The organism is Amycolatopsis sp. H20-H5 (genome assembly GCF_035828755.1).
In the GTDB taxonomy this organism is placed as follows: Bacteria; Actinomycetota; Actinomycetes; order Mycobacteriales; family Pseudonocardiaceae; genus Amycolatopsis.
Genome location: NZ_JAYMZS010000003.1, coordinates 83,451 through 108,431 on the forward strand (window position 1 = coordinate 83,451; position 24,981 = coordinate 108,431).

At 69.7% G+C, this 24,981-nt stretch carries 24 protein-coding genes and 1 pseudogene; 14 read left to right on the forward strand and 11 right to left on the reverse strand.

Annotated features, from left to right (window positions below; genetic code table 11):
• The first annotated feature begins 29 nt into the window (after positions 1-29).
• Positions 30-581: an ArsR/SmtB family transcription factor gene (locus QMK34_RS02310; protein WP_326410851.1), complete on the forward strand. Its 552-nt coding sequence runs from the start codon at positions 30-32 to the stop codon at positions 579-581.
• Here the strand turns inward: QMK34_RS02310 and QMK34_RS02315 are convergent.
• Together QMK34_RS02315 and QMK34_RS02320 are read right to left on the reverse strand one after the other, a co-directional pair.
• Entirely contained in the window at positions 556-1,731 is a 1,176-nt protein-coding gene (locus QMK34_RS02315) for an LLM class flavin-dependent oxidoreductase (protein ID WP_326410854.1), read from the reverse strand. The genes QMK34_RS02310 and QMK34_RS02315 overlap by 26 nt on opposite strands.
• 103 nt (positions 1,732-1,834) lie before the next feature.
• The gene (locus QMK34_RS02320) at positions 1,835-2,284 is read right to left on the reverse strand and encodes a group II truncated hemoglobin (RefSeq protein WP_326410856.1); all 450 of its coding nucleotides are present in this window, start codon (positions 2,282-2,284) and stop codon (positions 1,835-1,837) included.
• Between the two features lie 145 nt (positions 2,285-2,429).
• On the opposite strand from QMK34_RS02320, the gene QMK34_RS02325 reads away from it, so the two are divergent.
• Entirely contained in the window at positions 2,430-2,645 is a 216-nt protein-coding gene (locus tag QMK34_RS02325) for a hypothetical protein (protein WP_326410859.1), read from the forward strand.
• A gap of 56 nt (positions 2,646-2,701) precedes the next feature.
• Here the strand turns inward: QMK34_RS02325 and QMK34_RS02330 are convergent, their stop codons facing one another.
• Together QMK34_RS02330 and QMK34_RS02335 are read right to left on the reverse strand one after the other, a co-directional pair.
• The gene (locus tag QMK34_RS02330) at positions 2,702-3,364 is read right to left on the reverse strand and encodes a M4 family metallopeptidase (protein WP_326410861.1); all 663 of its coding nucleotides are present in this window, start codon (positions 3,362-3,364) and stop codon (positions 2,702-2,704) included.
• A 99-nt stretch (positions 3,365-3,463) separates the two neighbouring features.
• The gene (locus QMK34_RS02335; protein ID WP_326410863.1) at positions 3,464-4,957 is read right to left on the reverse strand and encodes an FGGY-family carbohydrate kinase; all 1,494 of its coding nucleotides are present in this window, start codon (positions 4,955-4,957) and stop codon (positions 3,464-3,466) included.
• Between the two features lie 91 nt (positions 4,958-5,048).
• On the opposite strand from QMK34_RS02335, the gene QMK34_RS02340 reads away from it, so the two are divergent.
• The 5 genes from QMK34_RS02340 (at position 5,049) to QMK34_RS02360 (ending at position 8,926) form a co-directional block, all read left to right on the forward strand.
• On the forward strand, positions 5,049-6,029 hold the full coding sequence (locus QMK34_RS02340) for a LacI family DNA-binding transcriptional regulator (protein WP_326410866.1): 981 nt from the start codon (positions 5,049-5,051) through the stop codon (positions 6,027-6,029).
• 335 nt (positions 6,030-6,364) lie between these two features.
• The gene (locus QMK34_RS02345) at positions 6,365-6,946 is read left to right on the forward strand and encodes a DNA-binding protein (protein WP_326410868.1); all 582 of its coding nucleotides are present in this window, start codon (positions 6,365-6,367) and stop codon (positions 6,944-6,946) included.
• Positions 6,947-6,996: 50 nt separating this feature from the next.
• Positions 6,997-7,653, forward strand: a complete 657-nt coding sequence (locus QMK34_RS02350; protein ID WP_326410870.1) for an RES family NAD+ phosphorylase — start codon at positions 6,997-6,999, stop codon at positions 7,651-7,653.
• A gap of 77 nt (positions 7,654-7,730) precedes the next feature.
• Entirely contained in the window at positions 7,731-8,339 is a 609-nt protein-coding gene (locus tag QMK34_RS02355; protein ID WP_326410872.1) for a ClpP family protease, read from the forward strand.
• Complete coding sequence (locus QMK34_RS02360) at positions 8,336-8,926, forward strand: ClpP family protease (protein WP_326410874.1); 591 nt, start codon at positions 8,336-8,338, stop codon at positions 8,924-8,926. Before QMK34_RS02355 ends, QMK34_RS02360 begins: the two co-directional genes overlap by 4 nt.
• Before the next feature lie 11 nt (positions 8,927-8,937).
• Here the strand turns inward: QMK34_RS02360 and QMK34_RS02365 are convergent, their stop codons facing one another.
• The 3 genes from QMK34_RS02365 to QMK34_RS02375 all read right to left on the reverse strand — a co-directional run bounded on the left by QMK34_RS02365 (position 8,938) and on the right by QMK34_RS02375 (position 12,583).
• Entirely contained in the window at positions 8,938-9,255 is a 318-nt protein-coding gene (locus QMK34_RS02365; RefSeq protein WP_326410876.1) for a helix-turn-helix domain-containing protein, read from the reverse strand.
• Positions 9,256-9,644: 389 nt separating this feature from the next.
• On the reverse strand, positions 9,645-11,582 hold the full coding sequence (locus QMK34_RS02370) for a S9 family peptidase (RefSeq protein ID WP_326410878.1): 1,938 nt from the start codon (positions 11,580-11,582) through the stop codon (positions 9,645-9,647).
• 35 nt (positions 11,583-11,617) lie between these two features.
• Complete coding sequence (locus QMK34_RS02375) at positions 11,618-12,583, reverse strand: TerC family protein (protein WP_326410880.1); 966 nt, start codon at positions 12,581-12,583, stop codon at positions 11,618-11,620.
• Positions 12,584-12,901: 318 nt separating this feature from the next.
• On the opposite strand from QMK34_RS02375, the gene QMK34_RS02380 reads away from it, so the two are divergent.
• The 4 genes from QMK34_RS02380 (at position 12,902) to QMK34_RS02395 (ending at position 18,140) form a co-directional block, all read left to right on the forward strand.
• Positions 12,902-15,793, forward strand: coding sequence for an alpha/beta fold hydrolase (locus tag QMK34_RS02380; RefSeq protein ID WP_326410882.1), 2,892 nt, complete (start codon positions 12,902-12,904; stop codon positions 15,791-15,793).
• Positions 15,786-16,736: an ABC transporter permease gene (locus QMK34_RS02385; protein ID WP_326410884.1), complete on the forward strand. Its 951-nt coding sequence runs from the start codon at positions 15,786-15,788 to the stop codon at positions 16,734-16,736. Before QMK34_RS02380 ends, QMK34_RS02385 begins: the two co-directional genes overlap by 8 nt.
• A 26-nt stretch (positions 16,737-16,762) precedes the next feature.
• Positions 16,763-17,521 (forward strand): enoyl-CoA hydratase/isomerase family protein, encoded by a 759-nt coding sequence (locus QMK34_RS02390; RefSeq protein ID WP_326410886.1) that lies wholly within the window; start codon positions 16,763-16,765, stop codon positions 17,519-17,521.
• Between the two features lie 196 nt (positions 17,522-17,717).
• Entirely contained in the window at positions 17,718-18,140 is a 423-nt protein-coding gene (locus QMK34_RS02395) for a hypothetical protein (protein ID WP_326410889.1), read from the forward strand.
• Between the two features lie 40 nt (positions 18,141-18,180).
• Here the strand turns inward: QMK34_RS02395 and QMK34_RS02400 are convergent, their stop codons facing one another.
• On the reverse strand, positions 18,181-19,218 hold the full coding sequence (locus tag QMK34_RS02400; RefSeq protein WP_326410891.1) for an LLM class F420-dependent oxidoreductase: 1,038 nt from the start codon (positions 19,216-19,218) through the stop codon (positions 18,181-18,183).
• Entirely contained in the window at positions 19,218-19,715 is a 498-nt protein-coding gene (locus tag QMK34_RS02405) for an SRPBCC family protein (protein WP_326410893.1), read from the reverse strand. Before QMK34_RS02405 ends, QMK34_RS02400 begins: the two co-directional genes overlap by 1 nt.
• 76 nt (positions 19,716-19,791) lie before the next feature.
• Between QMK34_RS02405 and QMK34_RS02410 the strand changes: the two genes are divergently transcribed.
• From QMK34_RS02410 to QMK34_RS02420, 3 genes and pseudogenes are all read left to right on the forward strand, one after another.
• Positions 19,792-20,304, forward strand: coding sequence for a winged helix-turn-helix transcriptional regulator (locus tag QMK34_RS02410; RefSeq protein ID WP_326410895.1), 513 nt, complete (start codon positions 19,792-19,794; stop codon positions 20,302-20,304).
• 69 nt (positions 20,305-20,373) lie between these two features.
• Entirely contained in the window at positions 20,374-21,819 is a 1,446-nt protein-coding gene (locus tag QMK34_RS02415; protein ID WP_326410897.1) for a S28 family serine protease, read from the forward strand.
• Between the two features lie 58 nt (positions 21,820-21,877).
• Positions 21,878-22,072: pseudogene (locus QMK34_RS02420) on the forward strand (VOC family protein); the annotation flags it as partial.
• Between the two features lie 68 nt (positions 22,073-22,140).
• Here the strand turns inward: QMK34_RS02420 and uvrB are convergent.
• Complete coding sequence (gene uvrB / locus QMK34_RS02425) at positions 22,141-24,300, reverse strand: excinuclease ABC subunit UvrB (protein ID WP_326410899.1); 2,160 nt, start codon at positions 24,298-24,300, stop codon at positions 22,141-22,143.
• 32 nt (positions 24,301-24,332) lie between these two features.
• Positions 24,333-24,971 carry a carboxymuconolactone decarboxylase family protein gene (locus tag QMK34_RS02430; protein ID WP_326410901.1) on the reverse strand — a complete coding sequence of 213 codons (639 nt, stop codon included), beginning with the start codon at positions 24,969-24,971 and terminating at the stop codon, positions 24,333-24,335.
• Positions 24,972-24,981: the final 10 nt, after the last annotated feature.

Consider the following 24,981-nt stretch of genomic DNA (forward strand, 5'->3'; position numbering starts at 1 on the left):
GAACTCAACCGATGGACTACGCTCCGGGCATGGACGAGCAGGGGGCCGGACGACGGCAGCGGCGCGCGGCGACGGTCGCCGAGTCGAAAGCGCTCGGGCATCCGCTTCGCGTGCGCATCCTCAGCCTGTGCACACGCCAGGAGCTGACCAACAAAGAGCTGGCCGACCGCCTCGACCGCGACCCCGGCACGGTGCTCTATCACGTCCGCCAGCTGATCGGCGCGGGTCTGCTGAAGCAGGCGCCCGTGCGCACCGGCGAAAGCGGTGCCCTCGAGAAGCCCTACCGGTCCGCGATGCACACCTGGTGGCTGGACGGACCGCTCAACGACGCCGACCCCGAGACCAGGTTCGCTCCCGTCGAGGCGTTCCAGGAGGAGCTGCGCGAGGCGGGTCCGGAGTCCGTCCGGCTCTACGAGCGGCTCGCGCTGCACCTGTCCCCCGCCGACGTCGCCGAGCTGGACCGCCGCATCCTGACCATCCTCGACGAGTACGTCGAGACCGACGACCAGCGCCTCGGCCAGCCCCTGCTCAGCGGCATCTTCCTGCTGCACGAGTTCAAGCGGGATCCAGCTCCGGAATGAGCCCCCCGATCAGCCGGATGCTCTTGAGCACCTCATCGTGCCCGATGCCGCCGATCTGCTGCAGGCACATCATCCGGTCGATGCCGAGCTCGGCGTAGGCCTGGAGCTTCTTGCGGCAGGTGTCCTGGCTGCCGACGATCAGCGAGTCCTGCGCGCTCAGCACGGTGAAGATCTCGTCGTCCGCGACCTGTTCGCCCTGCAGGATCCGGCCGATCAGCAGCTTGGCCTCGCTCGGCGGGTCGTTCGCCTCGCCGCGCAGGAAGTCGCCGGTGAGGCCGCCGCCGTCCGGCGCGTCGATGAGCCGCTGCTGCGTCCGCGTCAACCGCACGAACTCGCTGGCGGCCTCGAAGAAGGTCAACGCCGTGACGGTGTACCAGGCCGCTGCCGCCGCGGCGCCGTTGAGCATCGCCTCCTCGTCGGTGTCGGCGCAGTGCACGAAGGTGAAGAACCCGACCTGGTTGTTCACGAACGCGCCCACCGGTTCCGTGCACCGCTCGGCCGCCGCGCGGTACAACCCGATCATCCGGCTCGCTCGCTCCAGCGACTCCCACATGGTCGTCCCCAGCACCCCAACCCCGCGCTTGCCCGCGTCCTCAAAGGACGCCGGGCTCGCCGCCGCCTGCCACAGCGGCGGGTGCGGCCGCTGCAGCGGTTTGGGCGAGATCGGCACGTCGTCGATCCGGTAAGTCGCGCTGTGGTGGGAAAACCGGTCCGAGGTCCACATCTTCGGCAGCATCTCGAAGGCCTGCTGCGTCTCGGCGCGCGCGTCGTCCGGGTCGATGCCGAACAGGCGCCACTCCGGGATCGTGGACCGGGTCAGGCCGAGCTCGACCCGGCCGCCGCTGAGGTGATCGAGCGTCGCCGCCCGCTCGGCCACCCGGATCGGGTGGTTGAACCGGCCGGGGGCGAGCACGGCGGAGTGCCCGAGCCGGATCCGGCTGGTGCGCTGGGAAAGGGCCGCGAGCATCAGCTCCGGTGCCGAGGAGAGACTGAACTCGCCCGCCCCGTGGTGCTCGACCTGCCACCAGCATCCGTAGCCGAGTTCGTCCGCGAGCACGGCCTGCTCGATGGCCTGGGCGAACCGGACCTGTTCGTGGTCCTCGCTCCACGGCCGGGGGTTCTGGATCTCGTTGAACAGGTCGACTTTCATCGCTGAGCCTCCGTCTGATCCACCGCGCACGGGCACCACACCGGTGAATCAGTCCGTTTGAGCGACGAGTCCGTTACCGAGGTCGCACGATTGGCCGAACCCGTCAGGCCGCGGGACCGTCCCACGACCACCGCGGCACAGCCAGGTCCGCCGGAACGTCCTCGCGCAGCGGATGGGCCAGCACCCCGTCCACCGCCCATTCCATGTAGGCACGCAGGGCCGCGCGGAACTCGGGATCGGCCGGGAGCCCGGCATCGTCGGCCGCCAGCACGAAGCAGTCGACGAACCGGCGGCCCAGGTCGCTCATGTCCCCGTTGCCCGCGTGCATGACCAGCATCGCGGACTGGTCGCCGCAGTCGCGCGAGTAGCCGGGCGGCCCGCCCAGTGCCTCCGCCCAGTAGGCGGCCAGCCGTTCGACGTGCCGGGGATGCTGCCCAGGATGGGAAAACGGGTGGTTCAGCTCGGGATCCCGAAGACACCGCGAGTGATGCGCCGCGGCCAGCGCGAGAAACGCGGGCTCGCCGCCGGCGAACTCGAACAGGGTGGGTCGCATGCGGGAAGCGTGGCACAGCGGAGAGGTAATCGCCACCTGCCCTAACCCCGGGGCCGGGACCTTGTCAAGCATGCGTCCCGCATTTCTTACCGGGCCTCGCCACCGCAGAATGGTCAAGCACCACAAAAGAAACTGGGGGAATCCGATGTCCGAACGCGCCGAACGCTCCTCGTGGTCGAAGGTGCTCTACGCGATCACGCTCCTGTGGGTGCTGGCCACCCTTCTTCAGCTGAGCGTCTGGACGCTCGTCTGCGTGATCAGCTGGCACTTCGTCAACCCGTGGTGGCTGTGGACCGCCGCGATCGGCGGCCTCGTGGTCGCCGGGCCGCACCGGATCGGCCGCCACCCCGTAACGCAGTAGTCCGTGAAGGCCACCCTGAACAGGATGGCCTTCACGGACCCGGTGAGGCAAAGTGGTTACGGCGCCAGGTTGAGCTGGGTGGCCTTCACCGCGTTCGCGACCTGCGTGCAGTCGGCCGTGGTCGTGCCGGCGACGCCGGTCCTGGCGTTGGCGGTGCACGCCGAGTTCAGCGCCACGCCCAGGTCCTTGAACGTGGAGGTCGGCCGCAGCAGGTTCTCCACCTTCCACCACAGGGCGATCGACTTGTTCTCGCCGAGGCCGCGCACGGTCTGGCCGTTGAACGTGTCCCCGTCGGTGATCAGGTAGTCGGCCTTGCCCACCACACCGGCGTTGATGTGCGGGTCGCCGTTCGCGCCGAGCCAGTAGCGGCCGTTGACGCGGTCCGGTCCGGGGCCCTCGCCCGAGTTGGCCGGGTTCTTCATGTCACGGACCTGCCCGATCGAGGAGCCGACGCCGAGCAGCCAGCGGTTGGCGCCGGTGGCGTTGGGGTCGCCCGCCTTGATCGCGATGAACTTGCCGAACACGTCGGAAAGCCCCTCGTTCAGCGCGCCCGCGTAGCCGTCGCCCAGTCCCGAGGTGTGTTGGGTGACGCCGTGGGTGAGCTCGTGCCCGGTGATGTCCAATGTGGTCACACCCTCACCGAACGCCATCTGCTCGCCGTCCCAGAAAGCGTTGGCCCACGGGCACTGCGTGCGGCGGACGCCGTCGCTCTCGGGCAAACCGGGAGAATGATCAAAGAGTCGAAAGTAGGGAGTGGGCCACCTACCCGCCGATCGATGGTATCGGTACAAACCGGACATCGGCCAAGGCCGGTGCCGTCACGGATTGGCGCGCTGCCGCGCGGCGAGGAAGTGCATGGTGTCCACAGTGGACGGATAGAGCGCGCGGTAGTGCCGGTAGAACTCGTCGTAGACGTCGGCGCGCGCCGGGTCCGGCCGGACGACCGTGGCGACGGGGTTCCACGACGAGACGTCCGGCTCCAGCCCGAGCGCGACGGCGGCGAGCAGCGCGTCGCCGAACGCCGCGCCGATGGTCTCCGCGGGCACCTGCTGCTCGGCCCGCGTGACGTCGCTGACGATCCGTGTCCACAGCCCGCCCCGGGTGCCACCGCCCACCGCGACGAGCCGACCGGCCGCCCCGCCCGCGGCGGCCATCGCCTCCAGGTTGTGCCGCACCCCGTACGCCGTGCCCTCCAGCGCCGCCCGGTAGAGCTCGGCCCGGCCGTGCGCGGTGGTCAGCCCGGCGAGGACGCCCCGCGCGTCGGGATCGGGCACCGGCGTCCGCTCACCGGCGAAGTACGGCAACATCAGCAGCCCACGGCTCCCGGCGGGCACCTCGGCGGCCGCCGCGACCAGTTCGGTGAACTCGCCGCCGAACAGCCCGCGCAGCCAGTCGGTGATCGCGCCGGAGGTCGCCATGCCCGCCGCGAGCGAGTACGTGCCCGGCACCACGCCGCGCGTGGTCCACAGGCCGGGCCCCGGCCGGGGGTCGGCGAGCACCTGGACCAGGAACATCGTGGTGCCGTACATGATCATCGTGTCGCCCGGCGCCGAAACCCCCGCCGAAGCCGCCTCGGCCCACGCGTCGACGGTCCCCGCCGTCACCGGGAGCCCCTCGGGGAGCCCGGTCACCGACGCGGCCGCGGCCGTCACCCGGCCGACGACCTCGGTGGGCCAGGCCAGCCGGGGCAGTTCGACGCCCGGCGCCACCGCCGCGGCCCAATCCTCGGCCCAGCGCGCCCCGCGCAGGTCGTACATCGGGTCGCACTGACTCGCCGAGTGGTGGTCGAGCACGTATTCCCCGGTCAGCCGCAGGACCAAATACGAACTCGCCATCAGGAACAGCCGGGCGCGCTCGAAGACCTCGGGCTCGTGCCGGGCCAGCCACCGCCACTTGGGCCCCACGGCCTGCGAAGACAGGGCGCTGCCCCCGCGGCTCAGCACCGCGTCGGCACCGAACTCGCCGGTGAGCTCGGCGATCTCGGCCGTGGCCCTGGTGTCGACGCCGTAGAGGATCGCGGGCCGCAGCGGACGGCCGTCGGAGTCGGCGGGTAGCAGCACCGGCCCGATCCCGCTGACCGCGAGCCCGGCGATCGGCCGCCCGGCGGCAGCGGTCACGAGCTCCCGGCTCAACGCGAGGAAGTCATGCCACCACACGGTTTCCGCGTCGTGCTCGACCCAGCCGGGAGACGGATGGGAGGTGGTGTGCGGGCGCGTGGCCCGCGCCAGTACTGTCCCTTGTGGATCGACCAGCACACCCTTGGAGCTCGATGTGCCGATGTCGATGCCGAGCAGCAGGCCCGGATCCGCCACGACCCCTCCGGTTAGCGGACGGTAAACGATTACCCAGGACGCTATTCTTCCGGTGTGACGGTGTCAAGGAGATGCCAGGACGGAGGTCGCGGTGGCCACCATCAGCGACGTGGCGGCACGGGCCGGCGTGTCGACGGCGACCGTTTCGCGGGCGCTCAACGGTAAGTCCACTGTGGACCCGGCGCTCGCCGCCAGGGTCCAGGAAGCAGCGACTGAGCTGGGCTATCACCCGAACGGCCTAGCCCGCAATCTGCGCCGTCAGGAGACGGCGGTACTGGCGCTGATCATCTCCGACGTCGAGAACCCGTTCTTCACCGCGATCGCCCGCGGCGTCGAGGACCTCGCGCAGACCTCGGGTTACTCGGTGGTGCTGTGCAACTCCGACGAGAACATGGACAAGGAGCGCCGCTACATCGACGTGGCGCTGCAGGAACGCGTCGCGGGCGTCGTGCTCTCCCCCACCGGCCGGTCCACCAACGTCGACCGACTGCGCGCGCTCGGCACGCCGGTGGTCGCCGTCGACCGCCCGCTGCCCGACGCCACCGGCGACCAGGTGCTGGTCGACACCCGCCTGGCCGCGGGCAACGCCACCCGGCACCTGCTCGACGGCGGCTATCGCCGGGTCGGCTGCGTGACCGGACCCGCCGGGGTCCGCACCGCCGACGACAGGCTGGCCGGCTACCTCGACGTCGTCGGCGAGGAGAACGCGCTCTACCGGCGGGCGGAGTACCGCGCCGCAGGCGCCAAGACGGTCACCCTCGACCTGCTCGACGAAGCGCACCCGGACGCGCTGCTGGTGGCGAACAGCACGATGGCGATCGGCGTGCTCGAGGCTTTGGCGGAACGGGGCCTGCGGTCCGGGCGCGACATCGGCATCGTGTCCTTCGACGACGCGCCGTGGACCACGCTGATCGACCCGCCGCTGACCGTGGTCGCCCAGCCCGCCTACGAGGTCGGCAAGGCGGCGGCGGGACTCCTGCTCGCCAGGATCGCCGACAGCACCCGCGAAGCGACCACGACCACTCTGCAGGCGCAGCTGATCGTGCGGCGGAGTTCGCGGAAGCCGGATTAGACCTGCCCCCGGCGGGTGGGGAAGACGTACCCGGAGGACCGGCACGGGGCCGATCGACCGGGCACGCCCCACCCCCTGTGTCCCCCAAGCCGGGCACACCCAGCCGGACCAGTGCGGTGCGGGGCAAGAAATCGATTACTACGGAAAGTAAAGTGCACAGGTCACAGTGTCAAGCCTGCGCGCGGCTGGACAAGGTCGCCTGTTGAGGGCAGACTAACCCGAAATACCTACTCCGTGTGTTTGATATTGTGCGCTACGTGTCGATCTTTGGTGAATTCACCCACAGATCCGGTGAACAACCGCACGAACCCGCACATCCAAGCTACGCTAGGCGTATGTCGCTAGCGCTGGAGAACGTCCTCGCCAAGGCCGGCCTTAAGGTCGACGCCAACGAGTTCCTCACCCTGGTCGAGAACGCGGCGCGCAGGCTGTCACCACCGAACCCGGACCCTTCCCACTACTTTTCACCCGATCAGCGCGAAGCGCTCACGGACGTGGGGCTCGATCTGACTCCGCGTGACGAGTCCGAGCCGGATTTCCGGGCCCGCACCGTCGCCGCGCACGCCGTGCTGGCCGATTCCGCGATGACCGTGACCGAGGCCGCCAAGGCGCTGGGCGTGGACGACAGCCGCATCCGGCACCGCCTCAAGGAAGGCAGGCTCACCGGCTGGAAGGACGCGGGCTGGCGCCTGCCGTCCTGGCAGTTCGCCGGTTCGGGGGTGCTGCCGGGCCTCGAGGTCGTGCTCCGCGCGTTGCCGGAGGACCAGCCCGCGCTGGTGGTGGCCGCGTTCATGAGCACCCCGCAGACCGACCTGGTGATCAACGAGCACCCGGCGACCCCGCGCCAGTGGCTCCTTTCGGGCGGCGATCCCGATCATGTCGCGCGTCTCATCGCCACGCTCGGCTCGCCGTTCTAGGCTGAGCCTCCAGAGCAAGATCACCGACAAGGACGGACGACCCCCTACGCATGGCCCGGCTTCCCCTGCCGCCCGCACGCTCCGTCCTGGTCAAGGAGCTGCACCGGCCCCAGGACGTGGTGGAGGTGCACTCCGGCACCAGGCTGGTCCGCATCTTCACCGCGCACGGCAATCACCCCCAGCAGTGGAACTCGTTCCGCTACACCGGCCCGCTCCCGCACGGCCGGTTCGACCAGCAGACCCCCGGCCGCGGCGGTCAGCCCGTCACCGACCCCGAGAACGGGGTGCTGTACTTCGGCCTGACTGTGCGCACGAGCGTCGCGGAGGTCTACCAGACGACGTCGACGGTCGACCGCAAGACCCGCGGCCCGCGCCTGGTGGTGGTCCGCCCGACGCGGACCCTGCGGCTGCTGGACCTGTCCGGCCTGTGGCCGACGCGGGTCGGCGCCTCGCAGGAGATCTCCAGCGGCCCGAAAAAGATCACCCAGGCCTGGTCACGGGCGATCCGCGCGGCGTTCGGCGACCTCGACGGGCTCTGGTACCGCTCGTCCATGGACTCCGGCGGCCCCTCGCTCGCGCTGTGGGACCCGCCCGCCGGAAACGCGCTGCCGATCGCGCCGGACGTCCTGCTCCCGCTGGACCACCCCGGCCTCGACGTGCCGCTCGGCCGGGTGTGCGAGGAGCTGAACTACACGCTGCTCAACTGAGCGGGTCCTGCTGAGAGCTGATCTGCCCACAGCAGAGAAACCGGCGAACGGCACCGGAGCGGCGGCATGGTCGGAGCATGACCACCGAAACCACGCAGCCGCTGTTCGACCACCGGCTCCGGGAACGCTTCTTCAACCAGCGCGTGCTGGTCCTCGACGGCGCGCTCGACGACGACAACGGAACAGTCCTCGCCACCCAGCTGCTCTCCCTCGCGAGCGAGGATCCCGTCAAGGACATCGCGCTGTGGATCCACTCGCCGGGCGGCTCGGTCCCGTCGATGCTGGCGATCCGCGACGTGATGCGGCTCGTGCCGTGCGACGTGGCCACGCTCGCGCTGGGGCTGGCCTGCAGCGCGGGCCAGTTCCTGCTGTCCGCGGGCACACCGGGCAAGCGCTTCGCACTCCCCCACGCCCGCATCCTGATGCACCAGGGTTCGGCGGGGATCGGCGGTTCGGCCGTGGAGGTGGAGGTGCAGGCCGACGACCTGCGGCACACCAGGGACACGGTGCTGGGTCTCATCGCGGACGACACCGGCAAGCCGATCGACCGGATCTTCGCCGACTCGCTGCACGACCGCTGGTTCACCACCGAGCAGGCACGCGAGTACGGCTTCATCGATCACATCGTCGACAGCCTCAACCAGGTCGTGCCCGTGCTCGGCTCGACGACGGGAGCCCCCGCATGAGCACGTACACCATCCCGAACGTCATCACGCGCACCGTGGGCGGCGAGCGGATCATGGACGTCTACTCGCACCTGCTCTCGGAGCGGATCCTCTACCTCGGCACCGCGATCGACTCGGGGGTGGCGAACGCGTTGATCGCCCAGTTGCTGTTCTTGGAATCGGACAACCCGGAACAGGAGATCAACCTGTACATCAACTCCGAGGGTGGCGACCCGTCCGCGATGCTCGCGCTGTACGACACCATGCGGTTCATCAAAGCGCCGGTGGCGACAACCTGCGTGGGCCAAGCGGTCGCGGCGGGCGCGGTGCTGCTGGCCGCGGGCGAGGCCGGGCACCGCTTCGTGCTGCCCCACACCCGGGTGGTGCTGCACCAGCCCGCGGCGCAGGGCCGCGGCGCCATCCCGGATCTCATCCTCCAGGCCGACGAGGTGGTGCGGGTGCGCACCCAGCTGGAGGAGATCCTCTCGGCGCACACCGGCCACGACGTCGCGGAGCTGCGGCACGACACCGACCGGGACCGCGTGTTCGACGCGGTCAGCGCCGTCGGCTACGGGCTCGCGGACCAGGTCATCGAGGGCCGGGCCTGAGACCAGCGGCCTCAGGCGGCCATGAGCACGGGGCCCGCGGGGCCCGCGCCGCGAAGCCGGCGGACGTCTCCGGCGATGTCGGCGAGCAGGCCGGCCAGGTCGACCCCGAGCGCGCCGGTGACCGCGGCGATCATCTCGCTGGACGGCTCCTTGCGGCCGCGTTCGATCTCGGACAGGTACTGCGGCGAGATACCGGCCCGCTCCGCGACGTCGACCAGCCGCCCGCCCTGTTCCTCCCTCGTCGCACGCAGGCTCCGGCCGAGCACCTCGCGCCACAGCGGTTCCGGCGCGGGGCCGCGGTTCTGGTGGAAGTACAGGATGTCCGCCATCCGCTCACCCTGGCACCGGTCCGGGGCACAGGAACAGTGGTTCCGCTCGTGGCGGAACACTCCACCGGAGGCGTACGGCCTTCGCCTCTGCCTTTCGCGCGATACCTGTCGATTTTTGCCTGTGGTGCCGACGGGAAAGGGGACGGGCTGGCGAAACCGGCCTCGACCGCGGCGGTCGCGAGATCCTTCCCGTCGCTCAACAGGCTTCCCGCGCGGAGCATGCGTGCCCACAGGCGGTATCGCCGGAAACTGGTTCCGGTGTGTTAGCGAAACAGGTGCAGGAATCTGGACGTCGACAAGCCCACGGACCCGGCTGAGGTGAACTGCCCACGTCGTGACGTACGACGCGGGCAGTTCACCTCAGCGGATTGCCGAGGGACAACGGCGCGTCACAGGCGCCGGGACCACCAGTCCAGCACGGACTCGAAGCGCTGTACGCGGTGCCGCGGCTTGCCCGAGCGCGTGAGTTCGTGTCCCTCGCCGGGGAAGAGCAGGAACTCCGACTCCGTCCCGTTGCGCCGCAACGCGACGAACATCCGCTGCGCCTGCTCCAGCGGGCACCGCCAGTCCTGCTCCGAATGGACCACCGCGAACGGGATGTCGATCTTCCCCGCGTACGTCAGCGGGCTGCGCTTGCGCTGCTCCTCGAGGTCGTCACCGACGTACGACCCGGTGAAGAACCAGCCGATGTCCGAGCTGCCCGCGAACGAGTCCCACGCGTTGACCGCGCGCTCGCTCCACGCGGCGCGGAAGCGGCCGCCGTGGTGCGCGGCGAGCCAGCCGGTCATGAACCCGCCGTACGAGCCGCCCATCACGCCGACCCGGTCGGCGTCGAGGGCGGGCGATTCGAGCGCCTTGTCGAGCAGGGTGAGCAGGTCCGACGCGTCCACCGTGCCGAAACCGCCGACGATCGCGCGGCCGTGGGCCTGGCCGTAGCCCGCCGAGCCGCGCGGGTTGCCGAGCACCACCGCGTACCCGGCGGCCGCGCACACCTGGGCCTCGTCGTAGAGGCTCCACTCGTAGGGCGCGAACGGGCCGCCGTGGATCATCAGCAGCACCGGGTGCGGCCCGTCGCCCTCGGGACGGACCAGCCAGCCATGCACCGGGTACCCGTCCGAAGCGGTGGCGTCCAGCTCCTCCATCGGGCGGATTCCCTTGTCCCGCACCGGCTTCGAGTAGTCGGTCAGCACACGGGCGGCAGGCAGGAGCACCACGTCACCGGAGCTCTCCGGGGTCGCGATCACCGCGGCCACGGTGTCGCCGTCTACGGCGAAAGAGCGCACCGCGGACCGCTCCCCCGCCAGCCTGCGAAGCGTGTCCAAGGTCGCGTGGTCGGCGTCGAGCGGGACGGCGCGCAACTCGGCGGCACCCCGCGTACGCACGACGACGAGCGCTTCGCCGCCGAACAGGGCAGGACAGCCGGCACCGGGTTCGCAGTCAACGGTCTCGATGTCGGTCAGGCGGCGCGGGACTCCGGTGTCCGACGAGTCGCCGGACCAGGCGGCGGACCACAGGCCGGTGTTGCGGGCGGTCTCGTCGGTGCCCGCGAACTCGGTGCCGTAGAAGAGGATCGCGCCCCCGGCGACCACCGGTTTCATCGCGGTACCGGCGGTGCGGACCAGCAGCCGGGACTCGCCCCCGCCCGCGGGTACGCCGTAGACGTCGGTCGAGACGGTGTCCTCGACATCCCAGTCCCGGGGAGCGACCACGAGGACGGTCTCACCGTCGGGTGACCACGACGGGTGCTCGACGCTCGCGCGGTCGTCGGTCAGCGGAGCGACCTCCGGCTCGTCGGCGAAGGTGTCGACGACGAACAGGCGACGAGGCCGGTCGCCGAGGAAGCCGACGTCGTCGACGCGGTAGAAGAGCTTGGTGATGCGCCTCGGGGCTTCCTCGGCGGGCGGTGGCTTCTCGCCGTCCGCGTCGGCCGTGCCGTAGCGGCCCGGCTCGGGGACGCGGGCGACGAAGGCGACCCGGCGCGAGTCCGGCGCCCAGACCGGCGCCTCGAGGCCGAGCGGCAGTTCGGTCAGGCGCCTGGCCTCGCCGCCGGACGCCGCCATGACGTGCAGCTGCGGGCGGGAGAGCGACCCCTCGCCGTCACCCGCGCGGAGGAACGCGACCCAGCGGCCGTCCGGGGAGATCGACGGCGAGGAGTCGCGGGACCCGTGGGTCCAGGGCGTCTCCGTGCCGTCGAACCCGATCCGGCGGAGCCCCCCACGGTACGAGTTGGTCTTCAGGTCGGGCCGGGCCACCGCCGTGAGCAGGAGGTCCCCGCGCAGAGCGGGGGCGCCGGGCACCGTCAGGGCTTGGATGTCAGTTGGACGCACAAGGCCCGACGGTACCCGATTGTTAGCAGTTCTAACTACCGTGCGGCGAGTTCGGCGGCTTCGGTGCGCTTGGCCTTCGCCAGGCTGGCGACGGTGGTGACGGCCAGGACCACGACGATCACGCCGAGCGAGACCCAGTTGCTGATGTCCAGCCAGTCCGGCACCACGTGGTACTCGTGCAGCGCGTGCAGGAACAGCTTCGCGCCGATGAAACCGAGGATGACCGCGAGGCCGTAGGACAGGTAGACCAGCTTGGTGACGAGCCCGCCGAGCAGGAAGTACAGCTGGCGCAGGCCCATCAGCGCGAAGGCGTTGGCGGTGAACACCAGGAAGGCCTCCTGGGTGATGCCGAAGATCGCCGGGATCGAGTCGACGGCGAAGAGCAGGTCCGCGCTGCCGATGGCGACGATCACCACGAACATCGGGGTGAGCCAGCGCTTGCCGTCCTTCTTGACGAAGGACTTCGAGCCGTGGAAGTCGTCGGTGACCGGGAAGACCTTGCGGACCAGGCGGGTGACGGCGTTCTCCTGGTACTCCTCGTCCTCGTCCTTCTTACGGACCATGCTGACCGCGGTCCAGATCAGGATCGCGCCGAAGAGGAAGAACACCCAGACGAACTGGTTGATGAGCGCGGCGCCGACGGCGATGAACGCGCTCCGCATCACCAGCGCCAGCAGGATGCCGACCAGCAGCACGCGGTGCTGGTGGATGGCGGGCACCTTGAACGAGGCCATGATGATCATGAAGATGAACAGGTTGTCGACGCTCAGCGAGTACTCGGTGATGTAACCGGTGAAGAACTCGACACCCGGGTCGTGGCCGGCGAAGACGAAGATGCCGATCCCGAAGGCGACCGCACAGCCGATGTAGAAGATGACCCAGCGCGCGGCTTCGCCCGGCTTGACCTCATGCGGCTTGCGATCGACGATGACCAGATCGAGTGCGATCAGCGCGAGCAAACCGCCGACCGTGGCGACCCATAGCCACAGGGGAACAGACATCTGAACTCCAACCTCCGGATAGTGCATAGCAGCAACTAACCGGAGGTCTCTTCCGCCGGTTGTGACACCGGCCGACGGTGCCGGGGGCCCCAGGAGGCCACCGTGCTGACGACACCGCCGCGAAGGAATACTCCCCTCACAGCGTCCTTAGTTTGACCGTTCTTTACCTGGAATGCCAGCTGAGGTTGCCTTCGTCACCAAAAGTATGATGTTACGTGAGTCACTTGTAGTCGAAAACCGCCTTGGGTGGCTGATTCGGTGTCTGATCGGTGTGATGTCGGCGCGACGCTCTCAGGAAACTTCACATACGGTCACCCCGTGCCCCGAATCCCACTCCCCCGCACGCGCGGCGCCCGGCTGACCGCGCTCGGCGCGGTCGTGGTGGTCCTCGCCGCGGCCGCCGTCATCTGGACGACCAGCGGACCACCGCCGTCCACTGTGGTCACCCAGCAGGCCACGATCGACGCGCCCGCCTCGCCCGGCTCCACCGACACCGTGCAGATCGACTCCACGCTGTACCTCCCGGCCAAGACCCCGGCCCCGGCCGTGCTCGTCGCGCACGGCTTCGGCGGCGACAAGAACAGCGTCGACACCGACGCGCGCGAGCTCGCCGAAAAGGGTTTCGTCGCGTTGACGTGGTCCGCGCGCGGCTTCGGCCGCAGCACCGGGCAGATCGCGCTCAACGCCCCGGGCGCCGAGGTCGCCGACGCGAGCAAGCTGATCGACTACCTGGCCACGCGCCACGAGGTCGTCACCGACGCCAACGGCGACCCGAAGGTCGGCGTGACCGGCGGCTCCTACGGCGGCGCGCTGTCACTGCTGCTGGCGGGCACCGACAAACGGGTCGACGCGATCGCGCCGGTGATCACCTACAACGACCTCACCCAGGGCCTCGTGCCGAACACCGGCACCACCGGCGCGGTCGGGGCGCAGACCCCGGCGGCGGGCGCGTTCGGCGCGAACGGCGTGTTCAAGAAGTCGTGGGCGGGCATCTTCTTCTCCGCGGGCTCCGGCTCGGCGGCCTCCGGGAGTCCCAGCGCCGACGCCCCCGAAGCCGGGCAGCAGACCGGCGACACCGGACAGGGGGCGACGACCGGCGGCGGTGGCACCGCGGCCGCGCCCCAGCAGCAGGATCAGCAACAGGGTCGACAACAGGGTCCCGCCGCGAACCCGTGCGGCCGGTTCACCGCCGAGGTCTGCCAGGCCTACACCGAGCTGGCGACCACCGGGAAGGCCAGCCAGAAAACCCTGGACCTGCTGCGCAGCGTGTCGCCCGTTTCGGTGACGAACAAGATCACCGTGCCCACCCTGCTGGTGCAGGGCGAGAACGACACGCTGTTCGGCCTCGACCAGTCCGACGCCACCGCCCGGCAGATCACCGCGGCGGGCGGCAAGGTCAAGACGATCTGGTACACCGGCGGCCACGACGGCGGCAAGCCCGGCCCGCAGCTGCGGGGCAAGATCGCCGACTTCCTCAAGTACTCGCTCACCGGTGAGGGCACCGATCCCGGCACCGGGTTCAGCTACGACGTCCAGGGCACGCTGCGCGCCGACGGCACCCCTTCGGTGCGCACCGTCGAGTCGCCCGCATACCCGGGCCTCACCGGCGCCGGGACCGAGCGGAAGACCATGGCACTCACCGGGCCGTCGCAGCAGGTCGTCCGCCCGGCCGGGGCGAACCCGCCCGCCGTCAGCGGCCTTCCCGGGCTGAACGGACTGGCCAGCAGCTCTTCGCGACTGGGCGCGTTGTTCAGCCTCGATCCGCCGGGGCAGTCCGCGCAGTTCAAGACGCGGGCACTGGACACGCAGACGATCGTCGCCGGTTCGTCGACCATTCGCCTGAAGGTCTCGGCCGACCCTTCGGCGGGCACGCCCCAGTCCGAGGCCGTCCTGTACGCGAAGCTGTACGACATCGCCCAAGACGGCAGCCGCACGCTGCCCGCCAACGCGATCGCGCCCTTCCGGGTGACCGGGCTGCCCGCGGGCGGCTCCCCCGTCGACGTCACGGTGACGCTGCCGGGTGTCGTGCGGCCGATCGAGGCCGGTCATGCGCTGCAGCTGGTGGTCGGCACCACCGACCAGGCCTTCTCCACGCCGCTCGAGCCCGCGGTGTTCAAGGTCGCCTTGGCCGACGGCGCGGCTCTCGCGGTGCCGGTCGTGCCGGGCAAGCAGATCGGCGCGGGCTGGCCGACCGGGCAGCTCGTGGGCATCGCCGTCACGCTGCTGATCGCGCTGGCGGCCGTCGCGTTCGCCGCGATCCGCCGTCGCCGTGCCCACGACGTCGATCCCGAGCTGGCCAAGACGCCGCTGGTGATCGAGAACCTGTCCAAGGCCTACGCCGGTGGGTTCGTCGCGGTGAAGGACCTGTCGTTCCGGGTCGAGCCCGGCCAGGTGCTCGGGCTGCTCGGGCCGAACGGCGCGGGCAAGACGACCACCCTGCGGATGCTGATGGGGCTGATCACGCCGACCTCGGGCCAGATCCGGGTGTTCGGGCACAAGATCACCCCGGGGGCGCCGGTCCTGTCCCGGATCGGGTCCTTTGTGGAGGGTTCCGGCTTCCTGCCGCACCTGTCCGGGAAGCTGAACCTCGAGCTGTACTGGGCGAGCACCGGGCGTCCGGCGGAGCGAGCGCACTTCTCCGAGGCACTGGAGATCGCCGGGCTCGGCGACGCGGTGAACCGCAAGGTCAAGACGTACAGCCAGGGCATGCGGCAGCGCCTCGCGATCGCGCAGGCGATGCTCGGGCTGCCGGAGCTGATGGTGCTCGACGAACCGACCAACGGGCTCGACCCGCCCCAGATCCACCAGATGCGCGAGGTGCTGCAGCGGTACGCGGCGACCGGGCGCACCGTGGTGGTGTCGAGCCACCTGCTGGCGGAGGTCGAGCAGACCTGCACGCACGTGGTGGTCATGCACCGCGGCTCGCTGGTCGCCTCGGGTGAGGTCGGCGAGCTCGCGGCCGCGGGCGGCGAGGCGACGTTCAAGGTCGACCTGCCGGAGGCGGCCGCGGAGGCGCTGCGCGTCGTCGGCGGGGTGACCGGGGTCGACGTCGACGGCGACCTCGTCCACGCGAACCTCGACGGCCTGCCGCGCGCCGAAGCGGTGGCGACGCTGGTGCGAGCCGGTGTCGGAGTGGAGCAGGCCGGGCCCCGGCGCCGCCTGGAAGACGCGTTCCTGGAACTGGTCGGAGAGGGGTCAAGCAATGAGTAAAGAGAAGGACGTCCTCACCGCCGACCACGGCGTGCACACCGATCCGGCCGCGCTGCGCGAGCTGAGCGAAGTCGCGTCGCACGAGAAGACCGAGGTCGGGCCGGACGGCGCTGTCGCCGGGTACCGGGCCGACCGGACGCTGCGGCTCAGTGTCGAGCTGAAGCGTCAGCTCAAACGGCGGCGGACCCAGCTCGTGCTCGGGTTCGTCGCGCTGCTGCCGTTCATCCTGGTGATCGCGTTCGAGGTCGGATCGTCCAACCCGAACCGGCGGACCGGCGGTTTCGTGGACCTCGCCACCGCGAGCGCGCCGAACTTCGTCGTGCTGGCGCTGTTCGTCTCGGGCACCTTCCTGCTGCCGATGATCGTGGCGCTGTTCTTCGGCGACACGATCGCGAGCGAGTCGTCGTGGTCGAGCCTGAAGTACCTCCTCGCCATCCCGGTGCCGCGGCACCGGGTGCTGCGGCAGAAGGCGATCGTGTCGGGTCTGCTGTCGGCGGCCGCGCTGATCCTGCTGCCGCTGGTCTCGCTCGGCGTCGGGGTGATCTGGTACGGCGCCGGGGACGCGATCAGCCCGACCGGCGACGCGGTGGCCTTCGGCGACAGCATCGTCGCGATCGCGCTGTCGACGCTCTACATCGTGGCGCAGCTGGCTTGGGTCGCCGGGCTGGCGCTGCTGCTCAGCGTCATGACCGAGGCCCCGCTGGGCGCTGTCGGCGGGGCGATCCTGGTGTCGATCCTCTCGCAGATCCTCGACCAGATCACCGCACTCGGCGACCTGCGGAACTACCTGCCGACGCACTTCGCGTCGTCGTGGATCGACCTCATCTCGACCGACATCGACTGGACGAACATGGCGAAGGGGATGCTGTCCTCGGTGATCTTCGCCGCGGTGTTCTTCCTGCTGGCCGGGCGGCGGTTCGCGACGAAGGACATCACCAGCTGACCCGTGACTCGCGGTAAGGTCGGGTCATGACCGAGACGATCCACGTGACTGCGGAGGGTGACCTTGCCGTCGTCCGGCTGGACGACGGCAAGGCGAACACCCTGCATCTCGAATCCTGCCGCGAGCTGGTCCGCCGCCTCGACGAGGTGGCGGCGGCCGGGCCACGGGCCGTCGTGCTGACCGGCACCGGGGGCATGTTCTCCGCCGGGGTCGACCTGCGCCGCGTGCACTCCGGCGGCGCGGCGTACGTCGCCGAGTTCCTGCCCGCGCTGTCCGACGCGCTGCTCGCCGTCTTCGGCTTCCCGCGTCCCGTGGTCGCCGCGGTCAACGGCCACGCGATCGCGGGCGGCGCGGTGCTGGCGGCGGCCTGCGACCAGCGCGTACTCAACGCCGCGCACGGCCGTGTCGGCATCACGGAACTGCTCGTCGGACTGCCCTTTCCCTTGGCGGCCATGGAAATCCTGCGATGTGGCTTCGGCGCCGACATCCTGCCCCGGCTCGCCTACACCGGCGGGACGCACGAAGGCGCGGAGGCGCTGCGCCTCGGCCTAGCCGACGAGCTCGCCGAGCCCGACGCCGTGCTCGGCCGGGCGAAAGAGCTCGCGAACCAGCTGGCGCTGATCCCGGCCGAGGCGTTCGCCCACACCAAGGCCCAGCTCCATCAGCCGTTCCATGAGCGGATCGCCGAGCACCGCACCGGCGACGACGCGGCGGTCGAGCGGATGTGGAGCTCGGCGGAGTCGGCCGCGTCCATCAAGTCCTATGTGGACACAGTGCTGGGCTGAACCCGGTCGTCACCAATCGTGACGCCATACGGTGTTGACCACCCGGAAGGGATAGCTCTTTCCGTCATTCATGCGGAAATCGCTATTCATCCTTTCATCGCCCCTCATCGGGTGAAAAGTGGTCCAGCGTCTTCCGTCGGCACCGGAATTCCTTATCTTCAGGGAACAGTCCCGGTAAGAAAGCAGGGCCGTCACCATGACCCAGTCACTCGAGGTTCCCGTCAAGGAATTCTGTGTGGAGTGGACGATGACCGGGGACGATGGCGGCCGGGTCGCGTTCGCCGTCGCGGGGCAGGTGACCCTGTTGGACAACCAGCGTTTCTACAAGATCGACGGGGTGCTCTACATCTCGGAGGGCAGCACCTACTGCCGCGAAATCGGGAACCCGCGGCTGTTCGTCCGCCGCAACGGCGTCGAGGCCAGCGGGCGCCAATGGGGCTGGGAAACAATCTGCGCCCGCAAATCCTGCACCCGATTGTGCGCGATGGACGCCTATTTCGTCCGCACCGGCTACTGGGCCCCCGCCGACCGGAAAATCCAGTTGAGCATCGGCGCCGAAAGCGGCTGGAACCGCAAACGCACCCACAGTTCGACCATCACCGTCCCCCTGGTCGGCTGACCCGCACGCACCAGCCAACACGGCGCAGCGTGCTGGCTGCTCAGGCAGAGACTTCGCGGACCAGTTCGATCGCGCGAGCGAGGGTGGCCAGGCGCTCGTCGAGGGTGTCGCCCGCCGGGTACAGGCGGACGGTGTCGACCCCGGCCTCGCGCCAGCGGCGCAGCCGGTCACGCACCATCGCCTCGGTGCCGATCAACGTCGTCGCCAGCACCATCTCGGCCGGGACGGCGGCCGCGGCCTCGTCGCGACGGCCGTCGAGCCAGAGCTGCTGCACCTTCTCGGCGACGTCCGCGAAGCCGAGCCTGGCGTACGCGTTGTTGTAGAAGTTGCGGCTGCCCGAGCCCATCCCGCCGAGGCTGAACGCCAGCCCAGGTTTGCGCAGCGCGGCCATCTCCTCGACGTCGTCGCCGAACGCGACCTCCGCGCCCTGACAGATGTCCAGCTCGCCGACGTCGCGACCGGCCTTCGCGGCTCCGGCGGCCAAGTGTTCGAAGTACGCCGAAGCGGCTTCCGGGACGAAGCTCGTGCCGAGCCAGCCGTCCGCGACGGCGCCGGTGAGCCGGAGCATCGCCGGGGACAGGGTGGCGAGGTAGATCGGGATGTCCGGGTTCGGCGGCTGGCTGAGCCGGATCGCCTTGCCGTCGCCACCGGGCAGCGGCAGCTGGAAGTGCTCGCCGTCGTACCGCGCCTGCCCGGTGGCGAAGACCTGGCGGATGATCTCGACGGTCTCGCGCATCCGCCCGAGCGGGTGCGCGAACGGCGTGCCGTGCAGGCCCTCCACCACCTGCGGGCCGGACGCGCCGAGTCCGAGCAGGAACCGGTTGCCGGACAGGCGCGCGAGCGTCAGCGCGGTCATCGCGACCAGCACCGGCGAGCGACTGCCGAGCTGGAGGATCCCGGAGCCGAGCAGCATCCGGTCGGTCTTCGCGGCGAGGTAGCCCAGCGGCGAGGCCGCGTCGCAGCCCCAGGCCTCGGCCACCCAGCAGATGTCGACGCCGAGCCGCTCTGCCTCCACCACGTAGGTGACCAGATCGGCCCAGTCGGTGGCCTCGGCGGAGAGCTGGATCGAGATCCGCATCAGGTTTCGTCCGCCTCGGCCAGGGATTTGATGCCCTCGACAGTGGCCAGCATGTTGGTCTGGAACTCCCGAATCCGCCGCTCGACGATCCGCTCCTCCTTCTCCGGCATCTTGTCGATGGCGAAGCTGAGGCCCGAACGGGCCGGGCCGATCCGGACCCCTTGCCGCAGGATGGTGCCCTCGCCGTCGGAGGTCAGCTCGAAGCGCCAGGACGAGGACGGCCGGTCGACGTCGCTGACAGCCCAGGCGAACAGACGTTCCGGTTCGAGGCCGGTCACGAAGCTGGTGGTCTCCCAGCTGCCAAACGCCGGATGGGTGTTGTGGCCGACGAACTTCGCCCCGACCGAGGGCTCGGTGCAGCCCACCCACTCCGCGCCGTCGAACTCGGTCGAGAACCGGGCCGGCAGCCCGATGTCGAGCACCCAGGGCCAGACCGTCGCCGGTGGCGCGGCGATCCGGATCTGGACCTCGTGCTCAGGACAGTCCGAATACTTCACTCGAGGCCCCTTTGCTTCGCTGGTTGACCGGACGGTAACCGAGTGAGTTCGTTAGCGCAACTGTTATGGTACGACGGTGAAACGTACCCCGTTCGCGCAGTGGCCGTGTTCGATCGCCCGCACCGTGGACCTGCTCGGCGACTGGTGGACCCCGCTGGTGCTGCGCGACGCCTTCTACGGCATCAAGCGGTTCGACGAGTTTCAGCGCAGCCTCGGGATCGGGCGGAACGTGCTCACCGACCGGCTCCGGGCACTGGTCGAGGCCGAACTGCTGGAGCGTGTCCTCTACCAGGAAAAACCCGCGCGCCACGAATACGTGCTCACCGAACGCGGCATCGACTTCTTCCCGGTCCTCGCGGCGATGTCCCGGTGGGGCGACCGATGGCTGGCCGGCGAGGCCGGGCCGCCGATCGAAGTGCGGCACGAGTCCTGCGGGCACGACGCCGACGTGACCGTGGTCTGCTCGCATTGCGGCGACCCGGTCAGGCGCCAGGACGTCACCCTGCGCCTCGGCCCCGGCTATCCGCCGAAACTGCGGGAGTGGGCAGCGGCGAGTGGTCGGTTCGACACGGACCGCACCACCCTTTAGTCCCTTGCCGACCGCTGGGGAGTCTGTGAGGATCCGACAGCTGGGGAAATCGAATTCTTGGAGGGGTACATGCGCGGAATGCTGGCCGCATGCTCAACGGTGGTGGCCGCGGTTCTGACGGTGACCGGATTCTCGCCGCTCGCGCAGGCGGCGCCATCGCCAGGCGGCGGTGACATCAAGGCCGCGCTGGCGCAGATTCCGGGGCTCAGCATCATCAAGGAGGACACGGCGCCGACCGGGTTCCGCTTCTTCGAGCTGAACTTCACCCAGCCCGTGGACCACCGCAACCCCCGCGGAGCGACGTTCCAGCAGCGCTACACCCTGCTGCACCACGACTTCGCCGCGCCGACGGTGATGTTCACCAGTGGCTACAACGTCTCGACGGCGCCGAACCGCTCGGAGCCGACGCGGATCATCGACGGTAACCAGCTCTCGATGGAGTACCGCTTCTTCACGCCTTCGCGCCCGGAGCCCGCCAACTGGAGCAAGCAGCTCACCATCTGGCAGGCAGCCGCGGACGAGCACGACGCGGTACAGGCGTTCAAGTCGATCTACCACGCGAAGTGGCTCGCGACCGGTGGCAGCAAGGGCGGCATGACGGCCACCTACTTCCGCCGCTTCTTCCCGAACGACGTCGACGGGACCGTTCCCTACGTCGCGCCGAACGACGTGATCGACCCGATCGACAAGTACAACAAGTTCCTGGCGAACGTGGGCGACGACCCGGGCTGCCGCGACGCGCTCAAGGCCATCCAGCGGGACACGCTGAAGCGCCGCGACGAGTTCGGCAAGATCGCCACCGAGGACGCGACGAAGAACGGCTACACGTTCAAGATCATCGGCTCGATCGACAAGTCGATCGAGGTCTCGGTCATCGACTCGTACTTCGCCTTCTGGCAGTACCAGAAGCAGGCCGACTGCGCGACGGTCCCGAAGGCCGGCGCCCCGGCGGCGGACGTCTGGGCCTGGTACCAGAAGGTCGAGAGCCTCAACACCTACGCCGACCAGGAACTCGAGCCGTATGTCCCGTACTACTACCAGGCGGCCGTGCAGCTGGGCTCCCCCGAGGCGTACGACGGTTACCTGAAGGACCTGCTGCGCTACCCGGGCGCCGACACCCCGAAGAGCTTCATCCCGTCGTCGGTCAAGGTGCCGCATTTCGACTACTTCGCGATGCCCGACATCGACTTCTGGGTCCGCACCCGGGCGCAGCGGATGCTGTTCGTCTACGGCTCGAACGACCCGTGGGGCGCTGAGCCGTTCTCGCTCGGCTTCGGCACCAAGGACTCGTACCGGTACTTCGTGCCGGGTGGCAACCACGGCTCGAACATCGCGCAGCTGCCCGCGGACCAGGCCGCCGCGGCGACCAAGACCGTGCGCCGCTGGGCCGGTCTGCCCGAGACCCCGCCCGCGGCCGCCCAGGCTCAGGCGCAGTCCCGGTCCGAGTCCGCCGTCACCGCCGGGTTCCCTGGCTTCGACGCGGACCCGATCGTGAACGACCGCCCCCGGCTGTGACCTCGTCCTGACCCCGGCTCCGGCTTATCGTCGCCGGAGCCGGAGTCAGGAGAGCGTCATGCCTCGTCCCGTTCATTTCGAGATCCACGCGACCGAACCGGAACGGTCGGCCGCGTTCTACACAGCCGTGTTCGGCTGGAGGATCGAGCGGTGGGGCGCGTCGCCCTACTGGGTGATCAGCACCGGCGAGGGCGACGGCATCGATGGCGGCCTCCTGCAAGCCGACGAGAACGCCCCCGCCCCCGACCGCCCTAAGCCCCGGCGAGTCCCACACTCAGGGGCGCGAGTTCTCCGTTGGCGAACGGCGAGACGGCGTGGGAGCTACTTGATGCCCGCGGCGTCCATGCCGCGGAGCTCCTTCTTCAGGTCGGAGACCTCGTCACGCAGGCGGGCGGCGAGCTCGAACTGGAGGTCGCGGGCGGCCTGCATCATCTGGTCGGTCATCTGCTGGATGAGGTCGGCCAGCTGGGCGCGCGGCATCGACGAGACGTCCTTGTCGACCAGCATGCCCGAGCTGCGCACGCGGTCGCCCTGCTCGGGCTTCTTGCCACGAGAGGAGTTCCGGCCCGAGCCGCCGACCTTGACCAGCTCGTCGGAATCCTCGGCTTCGAGATACACCCGGTCGAGGATGTCGGCAATCTTCTTGCGCAGCGGCTGCGGGTCCACGCCGCGCTCTTCGTTGTAGGCGACCTGCTTCACCCGGCGGCGGTCGGTCTCGTCGATGGCGTGGCGCATCGAGTCGGTGATCTTGTCCGCGTACATGTGGACCTCACCGGACACGTTTCGCGCCGCGCGGCCGATCGTCTGGATGAGCGACGTCCCGCTGCGCAGGAAGCCCTCCTTGTCCGCGTCGAGGATCGCCACCAGCGAGACCTCCGGGAGGTCGAGCCCCTCACGCAGGAGGTTGATGCCGACCAGGACGTCGAAGTCGCCCGAGCGCAGCTGGCGCAGCAGCTCGACCCGGCGCAGCGTGTCGACCTCGGAGTGCAGGTACCGCACGCGGATGCCCAGCTCCAGCAGGTAGTCCGTGAGGTCCTCGGACATCTTCTTGGTGAGCGTGGTGACCAGCACCCGCTCGTCCTTCTCGGCGCGGACGCGGATCTCGTGCACCAGGTCGTCGATCTGGCCCTCGGTCGGCTTGATGACGACCTTCGGGTCGATCAGGCCGGTCGGGCGGATGACCTGCTCGACGAACTCGCCACCGGCCTGCCCCATCTCGTACGGGCCGGGCGTGGCCGACAGGTACACCGTCTGCCCGATCCGGTCGGAGAACTCCTCCCAGGTCAGCGGCCGGTTGTCCATCGCGCTGGGCAGCCGGAAGCCGAAGTCGACCAGGTTCCGCTTGCGGGACATGTCGCCCTCGAACATGCCGCCGATCTGCGGGACCGTCTGGTGCGACTCGTCGATGACCATGAGGAAGTCGTCGGGGAAGTAGTCGATCAGCGTGGCCGGGGCGGTGCCGCCGGGCCTGCCGTCGATGTGACGCGAGTAGTTCTCGATGCCGGAGCAGAAGCCGACCTGGCGCATCATCTCGATGTCGTACGCCGTGCGCATCCGCAACCGCTGCGCCTCGAGCAGCTTGCCCTGCTTGTCCAGCGTGGCGAGCCTTTCCTCCAGCTCCACCTCGATCCCGCGGATGGCCTTCTCCATCCGCTCGGGACCGGCGACGTAGTGCGTGGCCGGGAAGATCCGGACCTCGTCGACCTCGCTCACGATGTCACCGGTGAGCGGGTGCAGGTAGTACAGCTTCTCGATCTCTTCGCCGAAGAACTCGACGCGGATCGCCAGCTCCTCGTACGCCGGGATGATCTCGACCGTGTCACCCCTGGCGCGGAACGTGCCGCGCGCGAACGCGATGTCGTTGCGGGTGTACTGGATGTCGACCAGCGCGCGCAGGAAGACGTCCCGATCCAGCTTGGCCCCGACCGCGAGGCTGCTCGACCGGTCGAGATAGGACTGCGGTGTGCCGAGGCCGTAGATGCAGGACACACTCGCGACCACGATCACGTCACGCCGCGAGAGCAGGTTCATCGTCGCGGAGTGCCGCAGCCGCTCGACGTCGTCGTTGATCGACGAGTCCTTCTCGATGTATGTGTCCGTCTGCGCGATGTACGCCTCGGGCTGGTAATAGTCGTAGTAGCTGACGAAGTACTCGACCGCGTTCTCGGGGAACAGGTCCCGCAGCTCGCTGGCCAGCTGGGCCGCGAGGGTCTTGTTCGGCGCCATCACCAGCGTCGGGCGCTGCAGCCGCTCGATCAGCCAGGCCGTGGTCGCCGACTTGCCCGTGCCGGTGGCGCCGAGCAGGACGATGTCCTTCTCCCCCGCCCTGACGCGTTTCTCGAGCTCGTCGATGGCCGCCGGCTGGTCACCGGCGGGTTTGTAGTCACTGACCACCTTGAACTTGCCGCCCGTCCGCGGGATGTCGGAGACGGGCCGGTGGTCGGACTGGGCGAGCACGGGGTGTTCGGATGCGAAAGCCACGAGAACCAGAGTAGGCGCACCCACCGACAGTTTCAGTCGGGCTGACGGAAGACCCGCACTCCGGTGACCACACCGTCGGTCACGGTGCAGTACAGCAGCCCGTCCGGCACCTCGGCCGCGGCGCCGAAACACTCGGCCACCACCCGGCCGGGACCGGTGGCCTGCGCCTCGACCCTGGTGAACGTCGTGAGCAGGGACAGCACGTCCGGAGTGGCCAGGTCGGGGAAGTCCGCGGGCCGGGCACAGAACTCCAGCACGGCCTCGCGCGCCGCACGCGGCGGCGGGGACGGCACGCCCGCGTCGGCGAAGAGGCGATTGAGCTGGTCGGCGGCGGAAACCGCGCGCGGGAACCCGGCGAACGCGGCCGCTTGCAGCACCACCTCGCAGACCTCCGCCGGGGACAGCCCCGACGCGAGCCCGGTGCGCAGGTGGACGCTCAGCGGCGGGCCGACCATCCCGGCGGCGTCGATGGCGGCCAGCGTCGCCGCCTCCCTGGTCCGGGGATCGAGCGCGGGCCGGTCGTGCAGGTGGCCGTAGACCGTGCCGACGGCGAGCTCGCCGAGCGCGGGGATGGTGGCGAACAACGCGTCGAGCCGCTGCTCACCGCCCTCGACCAGCTCGGCGAAGCGCGCGCGTCCGCGGCGGTTCAGTTCTTCCATCGGTTCCGACATGGCTCTCCCC

What these genes read in the sequence shown, in the direction of transcription:
- QMK34_RS02345 (WP_326410868.1), top strand. Translation starts at nt 6,365, where the DNA reads ATGTCGCTAGCGCTGGAGAACGTCCTCGCCAAGGCCGGCCTTAAGGTC.
- QMK34_RS02320 (WP_326410856.1), bottom strand. Translation starts at nt 2,284, where the DNA reads ATGCGACCCACCCTGTTCGAGTTCGCCGGCGGCGAGCCCGCGTTTCTC.
- QMK34_RS02360 (WP_326410874.1), top strand. Translation starts at nt 8,336, where the DNA reads ATGAGCACGTACACCATCCCGAACGTCATCACGCGCACCGTGGGCGGC.
- QMK34_RS02350 (WP_326410870.1), top strand. Translation starts at nt 6,997, where the DNA reads ATGGCCCGGCTTCCCCTGCCGCCCGCACGCTCCGTCCTGGTCAAGGAG.
- QMK34_RS02415 (WP_326410897.1), top strand. Translation starts at nt 20,374, where the DNA reads ATGCGCGGAATGCTGGCCGCATGCTCAACGGTGGTGGCCGCGGTTCTG.
- QMK34_RS02390 (WP_326410886.1), top strand. Translation starts at nt 16,763, where the DNA reads ATGACCGAGACGATCCACGTGACTGCGGAGGGTGACCTTGCCGTCGTC.
- QMK34_RS02400 (WP_326410891.1), bottom strand. Translation starts at nt 19,218, where the DNA reads ATGCGGATCTCGATCCAGCTCTCCGCCGAGGCCACCGACTGGGCCGAT.
- QMK34_RS02385 (WP_326410884.1), top strand. Translation starts at nt 15,786, where the DNA reads ATGAGTAAAGAGAAGGACGTCCTCACCGCCGACCACGGCGTGCACACC.
- QMK34_RS02315 (WP_326410854.1), bottom strand. Translation starts at nt 1,731, where the DNA reads ATGAAAGTCGACCTGTTCAACGAGATCCAGAACCCCCGGCCGTGGAGC.
- QMK34_RS02325 (WP_326410859.1), top strand. Translation starts at nt 2,430, where the DNA reads ATGTCCGAACGCGCCGAACGCTCCTCGTGGTCGAAGGTGCTCTACGCG.
- QMK34_RS02365 (WP_326410876.1), bottom strand. Translation starts at nt 9,255, where the DNA reads ATGGCGGACATCCTGTACTTCCACCAGAACCGCGGCCCCGCGCCGGAA.
- QMK34_RS02375 (WP_326410880.1), bottom strand. Translation starts at nt 12,583, where the DNA reads ATGTCTGTTCCCCTGTGGCTATGGGTCGCCACGGTCGGCGGTTTGCTC.
- QMK34_RS02355 (WP_326410872.1), top strand. Translation starts at nt 7,731, where the DNA reads ATGACCACCGAAACCACGCAGCCGCTGTTCGACCACCGGCTCCGGGAA.
- QMK34_RS02310 (WP_326410851.1), top strand. Translation starts at nt 30, where the DNA reads ATGGACGAGCAGGGGGCCGGACGACGGCAGCGGCGCGCGGCGACGGTC.
- QMK34_RS02430 (WP_326410901.1), bottom strand. Translation starts at nt 24,971, where the DNA reads ATGTCGGAACCGATGGAAGAACTGAACCGCCGCGGACGCGCGCGCTTC.
- QMK34_RS02395 (WP_326410889.1), top strand. Translation starts at nt 17,718, where the DNA reads ATGACCCAGTCACTCGAGGTTCCCGTCAAGGAATTCTGTGTGGAGTGG.